Annotated in this window: 2 protein-coding genes and 1 pseudogene; all 3 read left to right on the forward strand. The window is 75.0% G+C overall.

Translation table 11 applies throughout. The annotated features are described in order from the left end of the window. A partial coding sequence (locus AB0J52_RS41310) for a winged helix-turn-helix domain-containing protein (protein ID WP_500188728.1) occupies window positions 1–347 on the forward strand: 347 nt, incomplete at its 5' end. An 84-nt stretch (window positions 348–431) separates the two neighbouring features. Beyond that, the gene (locus AB0J52_RS41315; RefSeq protein WP_500188729.1) at window positions 432–950 is read left to right on the forward strand and encodes a DUF2752 domain-containing protein; all 519 of its coding nucleotides are present in this window, start codon (window positions 432–434) and stop codon (window positions 948–950) included. Window positions 951–1,100: 150 nt separating this feature from the next. Continuing rightward, window positions 1,101–1,245 (forward strand): annotated as a pseudogene (locus AB0J52_RS41320) (indole-3-glycerol-phosphate synthase TrpC); the annotation flags it as partial.

A 1,245-nucleotide genomic window follows, 5' to 3' on the forward strand; every position in this document is an offset into this window, starting at 1 on the left:
CCCGCGCCCTCGTCCGCGGCGTGGCCGGTGCGCTGCGGCGCGGCGCGACCGAGACGGCGCGGGAGCTGCGCGCGGGCGCGCTCACCCTCGACACCGCCGCCCGCACCTGCGACGCGGACGGCGTCGACGTCACCCTCACCGCCACCGAGTTCGACCTGCTGGGCTACCTCGCCCGCAACCCCGGCCGCGTCTTCACCCGCGAGCAGCTCCTGGAGTCGGTCTGGGGACCGGGCGCGGGCGCGGGAAGCCGCACCGTGGACGTCCACATCGCCCAGTTGCGCGCCAAACTCGGCGAGGCCAGCCCCATCCGCACCGTCCGCGGCGTCGGCTACCGCCTCGACGCCTGATTCCTCTGCCCGGTGCCCGGCTCCTGGTCGGCGGGTCCGGGCAGGCGCCTGACCTGGGGGGCCCGTTCGGCTTAGGCTGGTGCCGTGAGCCAGGGGACACCCGACGCGCTGCGCGTGACGGGACAGGGAACGCCACCGGACGAGCGGCACGGAACGCTCCCGGCCGGCGGACGGCCGACACCACTCCGGGGACGGCCGACGCCGCCACCGGGACGGCGGCTGCGGGCGCCGCTCGCCGTGCTGGGGACGGCCGCGGCGGCCACCGTGGTCGTCACCTTCGTGGACCCGCACTCGCCGGGGCACTATCCGACCTGCCCCTTCCTGTTCCTGACCGGCTACTACTGCCCGGGCTGCGGCGGGCTGCGCATGGTCAACGCGCTGACCCACGGGCATGTCGCCGCCGCGTTCGGGTCCAACCCGCTCCTCTTCCTGCTGATGCCGGTGGCGGGATACGCCTGGGCGCGCTGGATCTACTGCGCCGCGCGCGGCGAACCGGTCACCTCGGTGCTGTTCCGGCGCGGGGTCGCGGCGGGGGTGCTCGGGCTCCTCCTGGTGTACTGGGTGGTCCGGAATATGCCGTTCGCGAACGCCCTGGCCCCGTAACGGGTGATCAAGGGGTGAAGGGGGTGAGAAGGGGGATTCGGAGGCCGCCCCCGGGTGCGGGCGGCGTCGGTGGGTGAGGCTACGATCGGTGCACGGATCGACCGCAAAATAGGGGGCTCCTGCGTGACCGAGGGCGAGCGTGGGCACGGCGTGAGCGTGCTGGACGAGATCATCGAGGGGGTCCGGGCCGATCTCGCCGACCGGCAGCGGACGGTGTCGCTCGACGACCTCAAGGCCAGGGCGGCGAAGGCGCCCGCGCCCAGGGACGCGCTGGCGGCGCTGCGCTCGCCCGGCG

Source organism: Spirillospora sp. NPDC049652, assembly GCF_040675125.1.
In the GTDB taxonomy this organism is placed as follows: Bacteria; Actinomycetota; Actinomycetes; order Streptosporangiales; family Streptosporangiaceae; genus Spirillospora.